This window comes from Flavobacteriales bacterium (assembly GCA_030584065.1).
Classification (GTDB): Bacteria; Bacteroidota; Bacteroidia; order Flavobacteriales_F; family PHOS-HE28; genus PHOS-HE28.
Window position 1 is genome coordinate 622,319 of sequence record CP129489.1, and the last position, 17,796, is coordinate 640,114.

A 17,796-nucleotide genomic window follows, 5' to 3' on the forward strand; every position below is an offset into this window, starting at 1 on the left:
AATGGCTTGAATGGAAACGAGGCCACGGTGAATGCCACCACGCTGAATGCGAACCTGAACACCTCCACGCTGTCGCGCGGGTCTGGCATCAATGGAAGCTCGCTGGCGGATGCATTCAGTGCAACCGCGTGGGATAATGCCACCCTCGCGGGTGCGATTACCAACTCTGAGTACCTGCAGTTCACCATCGGTGCCCAAGCGGGCTATCAGGTCTCCTTGTCCACGCTTGACGCGAACTTCCGCCGTTCCAGTACGGGTCCCAATGCATTCCAATGGCAATACAGCCTGGATGGCTTCAGCACGGCGGGAACGAACATCGGAGCCGCTATCAGCTATACCACGAACCCCACCAACGGCAATGCCCAGGCCCAGATCGATCTGACAGGCATCAGTGCCTTGCAGAACGTCGCCTCCGGGACCACCATAACGATTCGGCTTTACGGCTGGGGCGCATCTGCAGGGACCGGCACCTTCGCTATAGGACGGCTCACGGGCAATGACCTCGCTATTGGTGGAACCGTGACGCCCGCAGCCACGAACACATCCGTCTTCTTCGGCGGTTCCAACCTTACGGTGAACGAGGGTGATGGCACCGCCAACCTCACGGTGAGCATTGCCGATTTCAGCACCACCAATGCCACTAGCGTGGATGTGGTGCTAAGCTCCGGCAATGCCGCACGGGTGAACGGCTTCAGCAGCCAGACCGTGAACTGGGCCGCGAACGATGGATCCAGCAAGACCGTGACCCTGACTTTGACGGATGACCTGCTCTGCAACGGCACCGATGCGCTCACGTTCGGCCTGGCCAACCTCAGCGGAGGTCAAGGGGTCCCTTTCGTGGGTACTCCGAGCAGCCGCACGGTAACTGTGAACGATAATGAGTCGCTCGTGGATCCCGTGGCCACCGCAGCCACGTCCATCACCACCAGCGGCTTCGATGCGAATTGGGACGACATCGGGGCAACCACCTACTTCCTGGACATCAGCCGCTACAGCGATTTCCTGGACCCCACACCGGTGACCGTGGCCGCTTGGGACTTCCCCAATAACCCGGACAACAACGTGGCCGATGGCGGCATCGGCGCCAACAGCGCAGCCACCCTCACCACCGTGGGGGGCACGGGCAGTATCACGTACGTGCCCATTGCCTCCAGTGCCACCAGCGCCGCCACCGGCTCCGGCTGGAACTCGGGCAGCGGCGCCAAGTATTGGGTGGCCGAGATCAGCACCGCGGGCCATTTCAACCTGACGCTCTCCAGCGCGCAGCGCTCCTCGAACACCGGGCCGCGCGACTGGCAGGTGGAGTACCGCATCGGCACTGGCGGTGCCTGGACGCTGGTACCTGGCTCGAGCGTGACCGTGCAGAACAACTGGACCAGCGGTGTGCTCACCAACGTGGCCTTGCCGGGCGCGTGCAGCGATCAGCCGCAACTGTTCCTGCGCTGGATCATGACGAGCAACACGGACACGCAGGGCAATACGGTGGCGGCGGGCGGCACCAGCGCGATCGACAACATCGCCATCGCCGGGCGGCCGGAGAGCTACGTGGCCGGTTATGAGGGCTTCAACGCGGGAAGCGCGACATCCGAGAGCGTCACGGGTCTCAGCCCAGTGACGACATACCACTACCGCATCCGCGCGACCGGTGGATGCGCCTCAGCCAACCTGAGCAACCAGATCAGCGTAACCACCTCCGCTGTCCCGGTCTACTACAGCCGCTCCACCGGCAGCGTGAACGATCCCATCTGGAGCGATACCCCCACCGGCGCCGCAGGCCCGGCGGTGTGGACCAACGCCAGCGAGATGGTGGTGCAGAGCGGAGATGCGGTGACCGTGGATGCCAATACCACCATCAAGTCGCTCACCGTGCAGAGCGGCGCCACCCTGAACATCGATGCCAACCGCTTCCTGAAGGCCACCACGGGCGCGAACGCCATCCAAGGCACGCTGAACGCGGCGGACAACAGCGAGTTCCAGGTCACCGAGGGCTCCAGCGCCACCTTGGCGCTCGGCGGCACGGCCAGCTTCTGGGATTTCCGTGCGGGCATGACCGGCGGCGTAACGGTCACCGGCACCATGGAGATCCGCGGCACGCTGCAGATCGACGATGGCGACTTCGATTGCACCGGCGCAACCGTGACGCTGCGCAGCACCGCCACCTCCACCGGCCGCCTGGGCGAGATGAGCGCAGGCGCCAGCTACACCGGCAACCTCAATATCGAGCGGTACATCCCCGCTGGGGCCACGAATTGGCGCCTGCTGGGCAGCCCCATCCAGAACCGCCGGGTGAACCACTTCATCGATGACTTCTACACCGCCGGCTTCCCCGGGTCGCACTTCCCCGGCTTCACGGTGAACGGGAACCCCTGGCCCAGCATCCGGTGGTACGACGAGACCGATACCGGAGCAGGCCAGAACGATGGACTTCAGGGCGTGAGCAGCAACACGCAGCTGCTGACCCCCGGCCAGGGCTTCGCGGCCTGGTGCGGCGACAACCTGCAGACCACCGCGGCCTTCGTGATCGACCTGGGCAACAACGCGCCCGTGGTGGCCACCACGCCGGTGAGCCTGCCGGTGAGTTGGACCGACACCGGATCGCCTGCCGTGGATGGCTGGAACCTGGTGGCCAATCCGCTGCCCAGCCCCATCGCCTTCGACCAGATCGCGCGGGGCGCCGATGTGGCGGACTACGTAACCTACTACGACCCCGCCTCGGGCAACACAGCCGTTTGGGACATCGACCTAGCGCAGGGCACGAATGGTGGCACGAACACCATCCAGAGCATGCAGGGCTTCTTCCTGAAGGCCAATGGACCAGCGGTGGCCACCACGGTGAGCGAGAGTGCCAAGGTGGCTTCGAACGATGGCGGCTTTTTCGGCGGCAGCGGTGGCAGCGCCGCTCCGGGCCTGCGACTGCGCATCAGCAGCGGCATGAATGCCTACTTCGACGAGGCCTTGGTGGTTTTCCACCAGGGCAGCCCGGGATTGGATGCCGACGATGCGGAGAAGTTCGTTTTCGCCGACCCCACGGCCCCGCAGATCGCCACGCTGACTGCGGATGACCGCGCACTGGCCATCAATGCCCATGGTGGCATGGAGGCGGGCTTCAGCATCCCCGTGAGCGTGGATGCCGGCGTGTCGGGCACCTATGTCATTTCGCTGCAGCAACTGAGCGACCTGGGGCTGACCTGCATCACCTTGGAGGACCTGGCGACCGGCACGGTGACGCCCCTACCGCACGGCGCACAGTATGCCTTCGAGATGGAGGCCACCGATCCGAACACACAGGCTCGCTTCATCCTGCATGCCACGGCACCGCTGCCCCTCTACGTGGAGGATGCCCTCTGCGGAGCCGATCCCAACGGCCAGGCCACCGTGGTTGTGAACGGCGGGCCCGTGGATGTCACTTGGACGGATGACCTCGGCAATGCCCTGCTGACGCAGACGGGCGTGGAGGGCGTGGCGGCCTTCACCGGCCTCGATGCCGGCGGCTACCGGGTGCGCGTGACGGGCGGCGCCTGCGGGGAGCTGGAGCAGACCTTCGCCATCAATGCACCCTTCGTGCTGGAGGGCATCGGCGACGCCTATCCCGCCTCATGCAGTGATGCGGCCGATGGCAGTGTGGACCTGATGATCCTTGGCGGGGTGGCGCCCTACGATGTGCTGTGGTCCGACGGCTCCGCCGATCCGCTCCTCATCGCAGCGCCCGGCAGCTACACGGTGACGGTTACCGATGCCAATGCCTGCTCCTGGACCGCTGCGTATATCATCGCCAGCGCCGGTCCCGACCCGGCATTCACCATGGAGAGCGCCACGGTCACGGTCGGAACGCCGGTGCAGTTCACGAGCACGCTGGCCGAGGGCAGCCACTACTGGTCGTTCGGCGACGGCGCTAGCAGCGATGAGGCATCGCCGGTGCATGCCTGGAGCCTGCCCGGGACCTACACGGTGACGCATGCCGTGGAGAATGGCGGCTGCCTGGAGTCAACCAGCACCGAGGTGACCGTGGAACTGAGCACCGGAGTGGCGGGCCGCACCACGGCGGAGGCGCGCGCCTGGCATGATGGCGCCCATGTGGTGGTGGTGCATGCCTTCGCCGGAGGCGAGGCCGTTCGCATCGAATTGATCGATGCCACCGGCCGCGTGGCTTTGCAGCGCAGCGTGGCTGCACAGACCGGTCGCGTGCTGATGGATGCTGCCGCTCTTGCGCCTGGCGTGTGGTTCGTGCGTCTGCAGCAAGGCAGCGAACAGGCCACCTTGCGCGTACCGGTGGTGCGCTGATCGCTGGCGAATGCCATGGCGAGGCCCCTCCCGCAAGGAGGGGCCTCGTCGTTGAAGGCCCCGGCTTACATTCGACCCGCCTCCCCCCATGGAACACCTGCTGGAGACCGCCATCCGCCTTGCGGCCAAGGTGCACAAGGGCCAGACCGATCGGTTCGGCAAGCCGTACATCCTGCATGTGATGCGCGTGATGATGCGCGGGCACGACTTCGATGAGCAGGTGCTGGGTGCGCTGCATGACGTGCTGGAGCGCTCTGACCTGACATTGGCCGACATCGAGCGCAAGGGCTTCTCGCCGCGCGTGCTCAAGGCGCTGCAGCACATCACGCGCGTGCCGGACGAGACCTACGAGCAGTACATCGACCGCGTGGTGGAGGACAACCTCGCCATTCGCGTGAAGCTCCACGACCTGGCCGACAAGATGGACCTGCTGCACGTGGAGCAGCTCGACCCCAGCGACCTGAAGCGGTACAACAAGCAGCTGGCGGCCTATCACCGGATGAAGAAGCTGGTGGAGCAGGCCAAGGCGCGCATGAGCTTGCCCGTGGAGGGCCGGCGTGCCGGTTAGGGCGCCCGGCAGCGTGCCAAGGGTGTCCGTCGAACGATCCCGCCCCGGGCGGAGGCACTCGCTAATTTGGGCGGTGACGCCCCATCCATCGCACATGAAACGACTCCTCCTCCAGCTGCTCCTGCTCGTCCCCCTGCTCCTCGGTGCCCAGGACCGCGTGCGCCATGTGGCCGCCCGTGTGGAGGAGGATCGCGCCGCCGGCTTGCGGTTCACGCCCGTGCGCCTGCTGGAGGCGGTACCCGCATCGCCGGCCACCGATGACCGCTGGCGCAGCGCCCTGCGCGCTGCAACCGTGCTGCGCTATGATGCCGAGGCTGCGGCCAGGCTGATGGCCCGGCCCGAGGAGCGCATCGCGATGGAACTGCCCGGGCCGGCTGGCATGGAGGTGCTCGAGCTGTTCCGCGTGGACATCCTGGCGCCGGGTTTCTCGGTGCGCGAATCGGCCACGCATGGCCAGGCCGATGTGCCCACGGGCCTCCATTACCGCGGTGCGGTGCGCGGCGTCCCCGGAACGCTGGCGGCCATCAGCATCTATGGCAATGAGCTGATGGGCGTGATCGGCGATCCCGGCGACGACCGCGTGTTGGGCCGCTTCGCGGATGGGAAGGACGCGCTGCACGTGCTCTATCGCGAAAGCGATCTGCGCGGCACCTCCGGCCACGTGTGCGCGGCGGCGCCGCCAGATCGCGGGTACACGCGCGATGAGCTGCGCAGCCCCGGCACTGCCAAGTCAACGCGGTGCGTGAGCATCTACTGGGAGACGGCCTACGATCTCTACCAGAACAAGGGCAGCGTGGCCAATGTCACCGCCTACGCCACCGGCCTCTTCAACCAGATGGCCACGCTCTACGACAACGATGGCGTGGATGTGCTGCTCAGCGAGCTCTATGTGTGGAACACGGCGAGCCCCTACGATGCCGCCTCCAGCAGCGGCCGCCTGAATCAGTTCGGCACGGTGCGGACGAGCTTCAATGGCAACCTGGCCCACCTGATCGACCTGGGCGGCTATGGCGGCGTCGCCTGGCTGAACACCCTTTGCAGCAGCACCAACCTGCGGATGGCCTACAGCGGCATCAACACCAGCTACCAGAATGTGCCCACCTACAGCTGGAGCGTGGAGGTGGTGACGCACGAGACGGGCCACAACCTCGGCAGCCGGCACACCCATGCCTGCGCCTGGAACGGCGACAATACGGCTATCGACGGCTGCGGCCCGGCCGCCGGCTATTCGGAAGGGAGCTGCCCGCAGGGGCCCCTGCCGGCCAGCAGCGTGGGCGGAACCATCATGAGCTACTGCCACCTCACCAGCAGCACCATCAAGTTCGCTAATGGCTTCGGCCCGCAGCCTGCGGCGCTCATCCTCAACCGGGTGAACAGCGCCACCTGCCTGGCTGTGTGCGGCACCACCTGCAATCCGCCCACCGTGAGCGTCACCGGCATCACCCCGACCGCGGCGACGCTGAGCTGGGCCAATGTGGGCGCAACGAGCTACACCCTGCGCTGGAGGGCCGTCGGCGCCGGAACGTGGACCACGGTCACCGGCCTCACCGGCACCACCTATGGACTCAGCGGCCTCACGCCCGGCACCGCCTATGAATTCCAGGTGATGAGCGTGTGCAACGCTTCCTCCTCCGCGTACAGCCCGCTGCAGGCCTTCTCCACGCCGGTGCCCTGCCCCGATGCGCTGGAGCCGAACAACAGCACCGGGGCGGCCGCCGTGGTGACGCTGCCGGCCTCCGTCAACGCGCTGGTGGCCAGCACGAGCGATGCGGACTACTACCGGTTCACGCTGGCGGCGACATCGACCATCAGCATCTCGCTCTCCGGCCTGGCGGGCGACTACGATGTGCGCCTGCTCAGCAGCGGCGGCGCGCAGCTGGCCATCTCGCAGAACGGCGGCACTGCCAACGAGAGCATCAGCTATGCCAACGCGGCGGCAGGCACCTACTACGTGCACGTGTTCGGCTACGGTGGTGCCTTCAGCGAAGTGCAGTGCTACCTCCTGTACATCGGGGCGATTCAGGCCTGCCAGATGCCGCAGGGACTGGGCTCAAGCGCCATCACTTGGAACAGCGCCCAGATCGCATGGGCGACGGTGCAGGGCGCCAGCGGCTACGACCTGCGCTGGAAGCCTTCGAGCAGCGGCACCTGGACCACCGTGGCCGGCCTGCTGACGAACAGCCATCCGCTCGCCGGCCTGAGCCCGCTCACGTCCTACGATGTCCAGGTGCGCACGCTCTGCGCGCCGGGCGGCAGCCAAGGGAGCGCTTCGGAATGGACCGCCACGCATGTTTTCATCACGCTGCAGGCGCCGTGCGAAGCGGTGCCGCGGTCCGTTGTGGCTGCCCGCGCCTTCCTCGAGGGGCCGTACCGGACCGCCACGGGCCTGATGACCGACAGCCTGCGCAAGCTGAGCCTGATCCCGCTTACGGAGCCGTACACCGCCATGGGCCATGCCGTCGCCGGTCCCACGGCCATGAGCGCCGGACTCCTGGCCACGACAGGGGCGAACGCGATCGTCGACTGGGTGCTCGTGGAGCTCCGGGCCAACGCTTCGCCCTACGGCGTGGTGGAGGCACGGGCGGGCCTGCTGCAGCGCGATGGCGACATCACCGCCCCCGATGGCGTTTCGCCGCTCGGCTTCTGCGCCGATGCCGGCAGCTACCGCGTGGCCATCCGCCACCGCAACCACCTGGGCGCGATGACGGCGGCCGGCGTGGCGCTGAACGGCACAGCCGCAACGGTCGACCTGACGCTTGCCTCCACTGCTGCCTGGGGGACCGGCGCCCGCAAGGCCATGGGCAGCGTGATGGCCCTCTGGGCGGGCAATGCGGATCCCGATGCCACGCTTCGGTACACGGGCGAGGACAACGACCGCGACCCGATCCTGAGCGCCATCGGCGGCAGCCTGCCCACGAATACGGTGACGGCCTATCACGCCGCCGATGTGAACATGGATGGCACGGTGAAGTATACCGGCGAGGGCAACGACCGTGACCCCATTCTCACCAATGTGGGCGGTAGCGTGCCCACCAGCACCCTGGTCGAGCAGCTGCCCTAGCGCGCCACAACCGCCCGTCAACGAACCGGCGGACCGCCGCATGCGCCACGCCGTGCGCCGCAGCCGCTGCTACCTTGCGCGCCCTTCGTCGCACCCATGAAGCACCTCACGCCCATCGCCGCCGCTGGCATCGCACTGCTGGCCTCCTGTACGCCGACCGCCGAACCCGAACGCACCGATATGCTCGCGAACAACCCGCTCCTGCAGCGCAGCACGCTGCCTTTCCAGGCTCCGCACTTCGACCGCATCCGCGATGAGCACTTCCGACCGGCCATCGAGGAGGGGATGAAGCGCCACTTGGCCGAGATCGAGGCCATCGCCAACGACCCGGCCGCACCCACCTTCGAGAACACCATCGTGGCCCTGGAGAAGGCGGGCCAGGACCTGAACCGCGCCACTGCGGTGTTCTACAACCTGACAGGCAGCGCCACCAACGATACCCTGCAGGCGGTGAAGGCTGAGCTGGCGCCGAAGCTGGCCGCCCACAGCGATGCCATCACCCTCAACGAGAAGCTCTTCGTCCGCATCAAGGCCCTCTACGATCAGCCGGCCACCGGTGTGGAGGCACAGGACGCCCGCCTGCTGGAGCGCTACTACATCCGGTTCGTCCGCAGCGGTGCACTCCTCGATGCACGCGGCAAGGAGCAGCTGCGCAAGCTCAATGAGGAGGAGGCCAACCTCGTCGCCAGATTCGAGGATAACATCCTGAAGGAGCGGGCCGTCCTGGCCATGGTGGTGAAGGATGGGGGCGAATTGGAAGGCATGAGCCCAGAGGGCATCGAAGCCGCCGCTGCCGCCGCCAAGGCCAAGGGCCACGAGGGTCAATGGCTCATCGACCTGCGCAACACCACCACCCAGCCTGCGCTGGCCGAGCTGCGGAGCCGCGATCTGCGCAGGGCCATCATGAAGCGCTCCATCAGCCGCAACAGCCGGGGCGAGGCCTACGACAACAAGGCCATCATCGCGCGGCTGGCCCAGCTTCGGGCCCAGAAAGCAAAGCTCCTGGGCTTCGCCACCTGGGCGCACTACGTGATGGACGACCAGATGGCCAAGAACCCTGACCAGGCCATGAAGCTGCTGGGTAGCATGGCGCCGGCCGCCGCCGCCAACGCCCGCAAGGAGGCCGCCAAGCTTCAATCCTTGGTGGATAAGCAGGGCGGGGGATTCCAGGTGGAGGCCTTCGACTGGGATTTCTATGCCGAGCAGGTGCGCAAGGCTGAGTTCGACCTGGACGAAGCGGCCGTGAAGCCCTACCTCGAATTCGAGAGCGTGCTGCAGAACGGCGTCTTCTTCGCCGCCAACCGGCTCTTCGGTCTGCGTTTCGAGGAGCGCAAGGACCTGCCCGTGTACCACCCCGACGTGCGCGTCTTCAACATCATCGATACCACCGGCGAGACCATCGGCCTCTTCTATGGCGACTATTTCGCCCGCGACAACAAGAACGGCGGCGCATGGATGAGCAGCTTCGTGGACCAGAGCACCCTGCTGGGCCAACAGCCTGTGATCACGCAGAACTGCAACTACGTGAAGCCTGCGGCCGGCCAGCCCTGCCTGCTGAGCTGGGATGATGTGACCACGCTCTTCCATGAGTTCGGCCATGCGCTGCACGGCATGCTGAGCGCGCAGAAGTACCCGAAGTTCAGCGGCACTGCCACCGCCACCGACTTCGTGGAGTTCCCGAGCCAGGTGAATGAGAACTGGGCGATGGTGCCCGAGGTGCTCCGCAGCTTCGCCAAGCACTGGAAGACGGGCGAGGTGATGCCCGATGCCCTGGCGGACAAGCTGCGCAAGGCCAAGACCTTCAACCAGGGCTATGCCACCACCGAGTACCTGGCCGCCGCGCTGCTCGACCTGGAGTGGCACAGCCTGCCCGCCGATGCGCCACTGGTAGAGGACGTGCTCGCCTTCGAGCAGGCGGCCCTGAAGAAGTACGGGCTCGATCTGCCGCAGGTGCCGCCGCGCTACCGCAGCTGCTACTTCAGCCATGCCTGGACGGGGTATGCGGCCAACTACTACGCCTACATCTGGAGCGAGGTGATGGATGCCGATGCCTACGCTTGGTTCACCGAGAACGGAGGCATGACCCGCGCCAACGGCGACCGGTTCCGCCGCACCGTGCTCAGCCAGGGCGGCAGCAAGCCTGAAGCAGAGCTCTACCGCGACCTCACCGGCCGCGACCCCAGCGTGGAGCCGCTCCTCGTGAAGCGCGGGTTGAAGTGATCAGGCTGCCTTCCGTGGGCCGAGCGAAAGCCGACGGCAATGGTCCATGCGGTCCGGGATTCCTTTCCTGCATGTCCAGAGGGGCAGAGTAAACGCCTCAGCGGCAGGTGGAAGCCGAGGGTCCCCGGGGGGGCAGGTTGCTGCTTTGCAGGCTTTACCGGCAGGGAGGACCCGGCCCCGCCGTGTTGATAATCCCGATCGATCGTGGATAACGGGGGGCGTCTTCCGCGGCATCCCGCGCCCCTAGCGGCCCTAACTTCGTCCCATTGCATGGAACCCGCGCCAATGCTGAGGTTCCGCCCTTTGAGATGAGCGAGACGAACTACGGGGAGGAGCATATCCGGTCGCTGGACTGGAAGGAGCACATCCGCCTGCGGCCGGGCATGTACATCGGCAAGCTCGGCGATGGCAGCAGCTACGATGACGGCATCTACATCCTGCTGAAGGAGGTGCTGGACAACTGCATCGACGAGTACGTGATGGGCCATGGCAAGAAGGTGGACATCGCCATCGAGGGCGGCCGGGTGACCGTGCGGGACTACGGGCGGGGCGTGCCGCTGGGCAAGGTGATCGACGTGGTGAGCAAGATCAACACCGGCGCCAAGTACGACAGCAAGGCCTTCAAGAAGAGCGTGGGCCTGAACGGGGTAGGCACCAAGGCCGTGAACGCCCTCAGCACCTACTTCCGCATCGAGAGCATCCGCGACGGCGAGATGAAGCGCGCGGAGTTCGATCGTGGCGTGCTGCGCAAGGACGAGAAGCTGGTGAAGAGCGACGAGCCCAACGGCACGCGGGTGGTCTTCGAGCCCGACCCTGAGATGTTCCGCCACTACCAGTTCCGCGAGCAGCACATCGAGCGCTTGCTCTGGAACTACTGCTACCTGAACACGGGCCTTGCCATCACCTGCAACGGCACCCGCTACCAGAGCAAGAACGGCCTGCTCGACCTGCTCACCGAGAAGATGGACGGCGAGCCGCTCTATCCCATCATCCACCTCAAGGGCGACGATATCGAGGTGGCCCTGACCCATGCCAACCACTACGGCGAGGAGTACTACAGCTTCGTCAACGGCCAGCACACCACGCAGGGCGGCACCCACCAGGGCGCCTTCCGCGAGGCGGTGGCCAAGACCATCAAGGACTTCTTCAAGAAGGAGTGGGAGGCCGGCGACGTGCGCACGGGCATCGTGGCGGCGGTGAGCGTGAAGGTGATCGAGCCGGTGTTCGAGAGCCAGACCAAGACCAAGCTCGGCAGCCTGGAGATTGAGCCCGGCGGCCAGAGCATGCGCAGCTTCGTGGGCGACTTCATCGGCCGCGAGCTGGACAACTACCTGCACAAGCACCCCGAGGTGGCCGAAGTGCTCCAGGGCCGCATCCTCCAGAACGAGCGCGAGCGCAAGGAGCTCAGCGGCATCCGCAAGCTGGCTCGCGAGCGCGCCAAGAAGGCCAGCCTGCACAACCGCAAGCTGCGCGACTGCCGCGTCCACCTCACCGACGCCAAGAAGGACGACCCGCGGAAGCAGCTCACCACGCTCTTCATCACCGAGGGCGATAGCGCCAGCGGCAGCATCACCAAGAGCCGCGATGTGGAGACGCAGGCCGTCTTCAGCCTCAAGGGCAAGCCCCTCAACTGCTACGGCCTCACCAAGAAGGTGGTGTACGAGAACGAGGAGTTCAACCTCATCCAGGCCGCGCTCGACATCGAGGACGGCATGGACGGGCTGCGCTACAACCGCATCGTCATCGCCACCGATGCCGACGTGGACGGCATGCACATCCGCCTGCTGCTGATGACTTTCTTCCTGCAGTTCTTCCCCGACCTGGTGAAGAACGACCACCTCTACATCCTGCAGACGCCGCTCTTCCGCGTGCGGAACAAGAAGGAGACCGTGTATTGCTACAGCGATGAGGAGCGCCAGCGCGCCATCCTAAGGCTTGGCAAGGGCGCAGAGATCACCCGGTTCAAGGGCCTGGGCGAGATCAGCCCCGACGAGTTCAAGCACTTCATCGGCGAGGACATGCGCCTGGAGCCGGTGATGATCACCAGGGACGCCAGCGTGCATGAGCTGCTGGAGTTCTACATGGGCAAGAACACCCCCAGCCGCCAGGATTTCATCATCGGCAACCTGAAGGTGGAGAAGGACCTGGTGGAGCAGCAGGGAATCGACCCCGTGAAGGTGATCGCACGCAAACTGGAGGAAGTGGAGGAGGAGGCATGAGGAGGGGGGCGCGCATAGCCGGTGCCTTCATGCGGGCAAGCGCTCATGTCCTCACGCGCGCAGCGGATGCAAGGGCTGTTCGCCGGGTCTTCTCCGCCGCAATCGTGCTCGCCTGGGTACATGGCCCAATGGGCGCAACGGTAGCCGCCCAGTCCACCGGCACCCTGCGCATCCTGTGCGAGCCCGCAGGCAGCTGCGAGTACCTGCTCGACGGCCGGCACCGGAAGAAGGACCGCGAACTGAGCCTGATGGAGGGGCCGCACCGCTTCGTCTTCTGGGCACCCGAACGGCGCGTGCTCGACACCACGCTGATGGTGATGCCGAATGCGCTGCGCGAGGCCCGCATCCAGCTGCGCTATTCCGAGGAGTTCATCGCCTACAACCGCAAGCTGCGGCGCTTCCAGCGCGATGACCGATGGCTCCGCTACGGCACGCCGGTGCTCGCGGCCGGGGCCGGCGCATGGTTCGGCGTTAGCCTCTGGCGCACGGTGGATGCCCAACGGGCCGTGGACGACCTGGCCGAGGCCTACCGCACCAGCGCCAGCCCTGCCGGCATCGCAGAGCTCAAGCGAACGGACATCCCCGAGGCCAACCGCGAGCTGCGGCAGGCCCGCACCATGGCCTTTGTCAGCGGCGGCGCGCTGGCGCTCTCCGGCGCGGCCCTCTGGTACGTGCGAAGCGTGCGCTCCAAGCGCCAGCCTCCCGTCTTCGAGGACAAGGAACGGGCCCGGTTCGAGGGCCTCGCTTGGATGCCCGCCCATGAGGGCCATGGCGCTTGGATGGCCTCGCTCACCCTGCCCCTGCGATGAGGAGCCTGCTCGCCCTTCTGCTGCCCGCGCTGCTGCTCCTGGCCTGCGGCAAGGGTGAACTGGATCCCGGCACCCTGAAGGACAACCCCTTCGACCCGGACTACGCCGGACCGCCGGTCTTCCTGCTCGACACCACTTACGCCCGCTCCGTGAGCACCCCCTCCGGGCCGGTGCAGCAGCAGGTGATCGCCTTCCGCGTGCGCAGCGAGCTCTTCCTGAGCCCTGTGCGGTTTTCGGTGCGCGTGGAGGACACGGCCTACGGGCTCACCGAGGTGATCGATCCCGATCCCGTCGGGAGCAGCCATTTCAACTACGTGCGGCTGGGCTGGCAAGTGGGCGTGCCCGTATGCCTGCGCCTCAGCCTCTTCAATGACCAGAGCGCCGCGCGCGCCGAGGAGATCTGCGCCACACTGCAATGAGCGACGAGACCAACGAGACCCCGATGCCCGAAGGCCAGGGCGATGCGCATGGCCATGTGCCGGCCGGAGGCCATGCCGGCGGCTTCAGCATCAGCGGCATGTACAAGGACTGGTTCCTGGACTATGCCAGCTACGTGATCCTGGAGCGCGCGGTGCCTGCGCTGTACGACGGCCTGAAGCCCGTGCAGCGCCGCATCCTGCACGCTATGGACGATCTGGATGACGGCCGCTACAACAAGGTGGCCAACATCATCGGGCACACCATGCAGTACCACCCGCACGGCGATGCCAGCATCGGCGATGCGCTGGTGCAGCTGGGCCAGAAGGACCTGCTCATCGACTGCCAGGGCAACTGGGGCAACACGCTCACCGGCGATAGCGCCGCGGCGCCCCGCTACATCGAGGCACGGCTCAGCAAGTTCGCCAAGGAGGTGGTATTCAACCCGAAGACCACCGAATGGCAGCTGAGCTACGATGGCCGCAACCGCGAGCCGGTCTTCCTGCCGGTGAAGTTCCCGCTGCTGCTGGCGCAGGGCGCCGAGGGCATCGCCGTGGGCCTCAGCTGCAAGGTGCTGCCCCACAACTTCAACGAACTCATCGACGCCAGCATCGCCGTGCTCCGCAAGCGCTCCTTCGAGCTGGTGCCCGACTTCCCCACGGGCGGCCTGGCCGACGTGAGCAACTACAACGAGGGCGAGCGCGGGGGGCGCGTGCGCTGCCGGGCCCGTATCCGCAAGGAGGACAGCAAGACGCTCGTGATCTCCGAGATTCCCTTCGGAACCACTACCACATCGCTCATCGAGAGCATCATCAAGGCCAACGACAAGGGCAAGATCAAGGTGCGGCACATCGAGGACAACACCGCCGAGCATGCCGAGATCGTCATCCACCTCGCCGCGGGGGTGAGCCCCGACACCACCATCGATGCGCTCTTCGCCTTCACCGACTGCGAGGTGAGCATTGCGCCCAATGCGGTGGTGATCGAGAACGACAAGCCCCGCTTCGTGGGCGTGAAGGAGCTGCTCCGCATCAGCACCGAGAACACCCTGCGCCTGCTGGAGCTGGAGCTGCGGATCCGGAAGGGCGAGCTGGAGGAGCAGTGGCACTTCGCCTCGCTCGAGCGGATCTTCATCGAGAGGAAGGTCTACCGGAGGATCGAGGAGGCCGAGACCTGGGAGCAGGTACTCAGCTTCATCGACAAGGGCCTGAAGCCCCACATCCAGGAGCTGAAGCGGCCCGTGACGCAGGACGACATCATCCGCCTCACCGAGATCAAGATCAAGCGCATCTCGAAGTTCGACAGCTTCAAGGCCGATGAGCACATCCGGCAGCTGGCCGAGCAGATCGACGAGGTGCAGGGGAAGCTGGACCACCTGGTGGACCATGCCGTGGACTGGTTCAAGGAGCTGAAGAAGAAGTACGGCGCCGGCCGCGAGCGCCGGACCGAGCTGCGCACCTTCGACACCATCGTGGCAGCCAAGGTGGCCGTGGCCAACAGGAAGCTCTACGTGGACCGCAAGGAAGGCTTCATGGGCTGGAGCCTGAAGGATGCCGAACTGGTGGGCGAATGCTCCGAGATCGACGACATCATCGTGTTCCGCATCAACGGCGGCATGGTGGTGACCAAGGTGGCCGATAAGAAGTTCGTGGGCAAGGGCATCCTGCACATCGGCGTCTTCAAGAAGAACGATGAGCGCACCATCTACCACATGATCTACCAGGATGGCATGAAGGGGCCGTACTACATGAAGCGCTTCGCCGTCACCGGCGTCACGCGCGACAAGGAGTACGACCTCACCGGCGGTGCACCGGGTAGCACGGTGGAGTACTTCACCGCCAACCCCGATGGCGCCAGCGAGGTGGTGAGCGTGGTGCTGCGCCCGCGCCCCAACCTGCGCAAGACGAAGTTCGACATCGACTTCGCGCAGATGGGCGTGAAAGGGCGCGGCAGCAAGGGCAACCTGCTCACGCGCTACGCCGTGCAGAAGATCACGCAGAAGGAGCGCGGCGGCAGCACGCTGGGCGCCATCCCCATCTGGTTCGATGAGACGGTGCGCCGCCTCAACGACACCGGCCATGGCCGCTACCTGGGCCGTTTCGCGGGCGAGGACCGCATCCTCTGCATCACCAAGGGCGGCAGCTACCAGCTCTTCCCCTTCGCGCTCAGCACGCACTTCCCCGACGACGCCCTCACGGTGGTGAAGTGGAACCCCAAGGACGTGCTCACGGCCGTCTATTGGGAGGGGGAGAAGCAGCAGTACCATGTGAAGCGCTTCCTCATCGAGCCGGCGCGCGATGCCGTATCCTTCATCACTGAGCACCCGGAGAGCCGATTGGCGCTGCACAGCCTGCTGCCCGAGCCCGCCCTCCACGTGGCATACGACAAGCGCAGCACCAGCCGGCCCGACGAGGATGTGGAGCTGTCCGGCTTCATCGGCGTGAAGGGCGTGAAGGCGCTGGGCAATCGCCTCACCCCGCACAAGGTGAAGGAGCTCACCCTCACCACGCCCGTGTTCATCCCCATGACACCCGAGCTGGAGGAGACCCAGGGCATGCTCATCTCCGATGAGGAGATCGGCAACCTGGAGGCGCCCGAAGAGGAGGGGCTGGAGGAGAGCCCTGTGAAGCAGTTCAAGCGCCAGCAGGCTGCCGAGGAGCAGGAGCGCTCACCGGACGACCCCATGGCCGGCTACAAGCCCGGCAAGCAGATCACGCTGGGGCTCGATTGAGCGCCCTCACTCGCGCAGCAGCCAGACAGTGGGCCCCGCGCCATCGGGGCCGTTGAGCTGGGCCAGGTAGAGCCCCGGCGCCCAAGGGCCGAGGTCGATTTCGGCATACCGGCTGCCCTTGGGAATGCGATCGCTGCGGAGGGTGCGGCCTGCGGCATCGTGCAGGGTGAGCTGCCAGCCGGCAGCGGCAGGGGCCGGCCAGCTGAGGCGCACGCCTGCGGCGGTGGGGTTGGGCCAAGCCTGCAGTTCCGCTGCTGAAAGGCCATCCAGGCCGGTGGTTCCGTCGATGTCGAAGCCGAAGTCCTGCCAGGTGGTGCTGGTGGTGGAACCCGTGGGCGATAGCGGGTCGGGCGAGACCAGCTTGCGGCCGCTGTTGGTGGTGCCGTAGGTGCCGAAGGCGCTCTGCGCGCTCGTCTCGAATTGGATGTCGACGATCAGCGTGCGGCTCGGGTTGTAGGTGAAGGGCGTTTGCAGCGAGAACCAGAACCATTCGCCTGTGGTGCCTGGCGCAATGGTGAAGGCGGAAGCGCTGTACACCGTATCGAGGTCGGTGAAGTAGGTGTTGCCATTGGGGAAGCCGGTCTGGTCCGTGAGCCCCAGCCGCACCATGAAATTGCCAAGGGTGTTGCCTGAAGCGATGCTCGTGGTACCGTAGCGGAAGTAGAGGTGGGTGATGGGCCCGCCCGTGGCGCCGGTGAGGTCGCCCGGCAGGTAGAGCATCTGCGTGTGGCGCGCATAGGCGGTGCTGCCGAACAGGAAAGTGCTGTTGCTGGTGCCGCAGCATTTCTGCGCCTGCTGTGCGTGGGTGGCGACCGTGCCCGCCAGGAGCAGGGCGACGGCGAGGAGCGTGGCTTGGGCCATGGCCTTTCGTTTCGTCGAATGTAGGCAGCGAACGGCTGTGCACCCCGCTCAGCGGAGGCCTTCCCAGGCCTTCCGCTCCGCTTGCAGCAGGGCGGCGTAATCGGCGGCGGTGAGGGGGCTGGCCGGGCCGGGGTCCATTTCCAGCCGTCCGGCAGGGATTTCATCCTGCACCAGGGGCGCGCTCAGCACCCGGTCCTGCACCACCAGGGCCACCCGCTGCCCGATGGCGTTGAAGGTGCCGGCCCGCAGCCGCGTTGCACCCACGGCATCCATGCCCAGGTGCAGCACCGGCCGGCCAGTCATGGATTCGCCCACGGCGATGCGCGCGAAATGCTCCACGGTGACGATGGCGCTGGGGTCGATGTGGAGCCGTTCGCCCTCCACGGTGCGCGCCACGCCGAAACCGCTGTCCACCACGAAGTAGAGCCCGCTGGCCAGCGCGCCCTCGGCCACCGGTCGGCTGCGGTTGGGAACCACCGTGCGTTCGGCCTCGGCCAGCAGCGCTGGGTCGATGGGCGGCGGAGCTCCTGTGCAGCACAGCAGCGCCAGTGCAGCCAGGAGGGGGAGGAGGCGGCTGGTCATCGGCGAGGGGCAGCAACGGTTCGTCGGTGCATGTGCGGAAACGCTGC

The 17,796-nt window shown here is 66.2% G+C and carries 10 protein-coding genes; 8 read left to right on the top strand and 2 right to left on the bottom strand.

The window, feature by feature from the left end; genetic code table 11:
• The first annotated feature begins 6 nt into the window (after positions 1 to 6).
• From QY325_02690 to QY325_02725, 8 genes are all read left to right on the top strand, one after another.
• On the top strand, positions 7 to 4,281 hold the full coding sequence (locus tag QY325_02690) for a PKD domain-containing protein (GenBank protein ID WKZ66838.1): 4,275 nt from the start codon (positions 7 to 9) through the stop codon (positions 4,279 to 4,281).
• 88 nt (positions 4,282 to 4,369) lie between these two features.
• A complete protein-coding gene (locus tag QY325_02695) occupies positions 4,370 to 4,849 on the top strand; it encodes a phosphohydrolase (GenBank protein WKZ66839.1) in 480 nt (159 codons plus the stop codon).
• A gap of 94 nt (positions 4,850 to 4,943) precedes the next feature.
• Positions 4,944 to 7,910, top strand: a complete 2,967-nt coding sequence (locus QY325_02700) for a M12 family metallo-peptidase (protein ID WKZ66840.1) — start codon at positions 4,944 to 4,946, stop codon at positions 7,908 to 7,910.
• Between the two features lie 96 nt (positions 7,911 to 8,006).
• Positions 8,007 to 10,130, top strand: coding sequence for a M3 family metallopeptidase (locus tag QY325_02705; GenBank protein ID WKZ66841.1), 2,124 nt, complete (start codon positions 8,007 to 8,009; stop codon positions 10,128 to 10,130).
• A gap of 308 nt (positions 10,131 to 10,438) precedes the next feature.
• Positions 10,439 to 12,349 (top strand): DNA topoisomerase IV subunit B, encoded by a 1,911-nt coding sequence (locus QY325_02710; protein WKZ66842.1) that lies wholly within the window; start codon positions 10,439 to 10,441, stop codon positions 12,347 to 12,349.
• A gap of 128 nt (positions 12,350 to 12,477) precedes the next feature.
• The gene (locus QY325_02715) at positions 12,478 to 13,158 is read left to right on the top strand and encodes a hypothetical protein (GenBank protein ID WKZ66843.1); all 681 of its coding nucleotides are present in this window, start codon (positions 12,478 to 12,480) and stop codon (positions 13,156 to 13,158) included.
• Entirely contained in the window at positions 13,155 to 13,577 is a 423-nt protein-coding gene (locus QY325_02720) for a hypothetical protein (protein ID WKZ66844.1), read from the top strand. Before QY325_02715 ends, QY325_02720 begins: the two co-directional genes overlap by 4 nt.
• The gene (locus QY325_02725) at positions 13,574 to 16,306 is read left to right on the top strand and encodes a DNA gyrase/topoisomerase IV subunit A (GenBank protein WKZ66845.1); all 2,733 of its coding nucleotides are present in this window, start codon (positions 13,574 to 13,576) and stop codon (positions 16,304 to 16,306) included. The genes QY325_02720 and QY325_02725 overlap by 4 nt, the downstream gene beginning before the upstream one ends.
• A gap of 6 nt (positions 16,307 to 16,312) precedes the next feature.
• Here QY325_02725 and QY325_02730 read toward each other — a convergent pair whose 3' ends face one another.
• The gene (locus QY325_02730) at positions 16,313 to 17,167 is read right to left on the bottom strand and encodes a hypothetical protein (protein ID WKZ66846.1); all 855 of its coding nucleotides are present in this window, start codon (positions 17,165 to 17,167) and stop codon (positions 16,313 to 16,315) included.
• A 48-nt stretch (positions 17,168 to 17,215) separates the two neighbouring features.
• Positions 17,216 to 17,749, bottom strand: a complete 534-nt coding sequence (locus QY325_02735; GenBank protein WKZ66847.1) for a hypothetical protein — start codon at positions 17,747 to 17,749, stop codon at positions 17,216 to 17,218.
• Positions 17,750 to 17,796 lie beyond the last annotated feature (47 nt).

Coding starts and splice junctions, on each gene's coding strand:
- QY325_02695 (WKZ66839.1), top strand. CDS start 4,370: ATGGAACACCTGCTGGAGACCGCCATCCGCCTTGCGGCCAAGGTGCAC.
- QY325_02700 (WKZ66840.1), top strand. CDS start 4,944: ATGAAACGACTCCTCCTCCAGCTGCTCCTGCTCGTCCCCCTGCTCCTC.
- QY325_02705 (WKZ66841.1), top strand. CDS start 8,007: ATGAAGCACCTCACGCCCATCGCCGCCGCTGGCATCGCACTGCTGGCC.
- QY325_02710 (WKZ66842.1), top strand. CDS start 10,439: ATGAGCGAGACGAACTACGGGGAGGAGCATATCCGGTCGCTGGACTGG.
- QY325_02715 (WKZ66843.1), top strand. CDS start 12,478: ATGGGCGCAACGGTAGCCGCCCAGTCCACCGGCACCCTGCGCATCCTG.
- QY325_02720 (WKZ66844.1), top strand. CDS start 13,155: ATGAGGAGCCTGCTCGCCCTTCTGCTGCCCGCGCTGCTGCTCCTGGCC.
- QY325_02725 (WKZ66845.1), top strand. CDS start 13,574: ATGAGCGACGAGACCAACGAGACCCCGATGCCCGAAGGCCAGGGCGAT.
- QY325_02730 (WKZ66846.1), bottom strand. CDS start 17,167: ATGGCCCAAGCCACGCTCCTCGCCGTCGCCCTGCTCCTGGCGGGCACG.
- QY325_02735 (WKZ66847.1), bottom strand. CDS start 17,749: ATGACCAGCCGCCTCCTCCCCCTCCTGGCTGCACTGGCGCTGCTGTGC.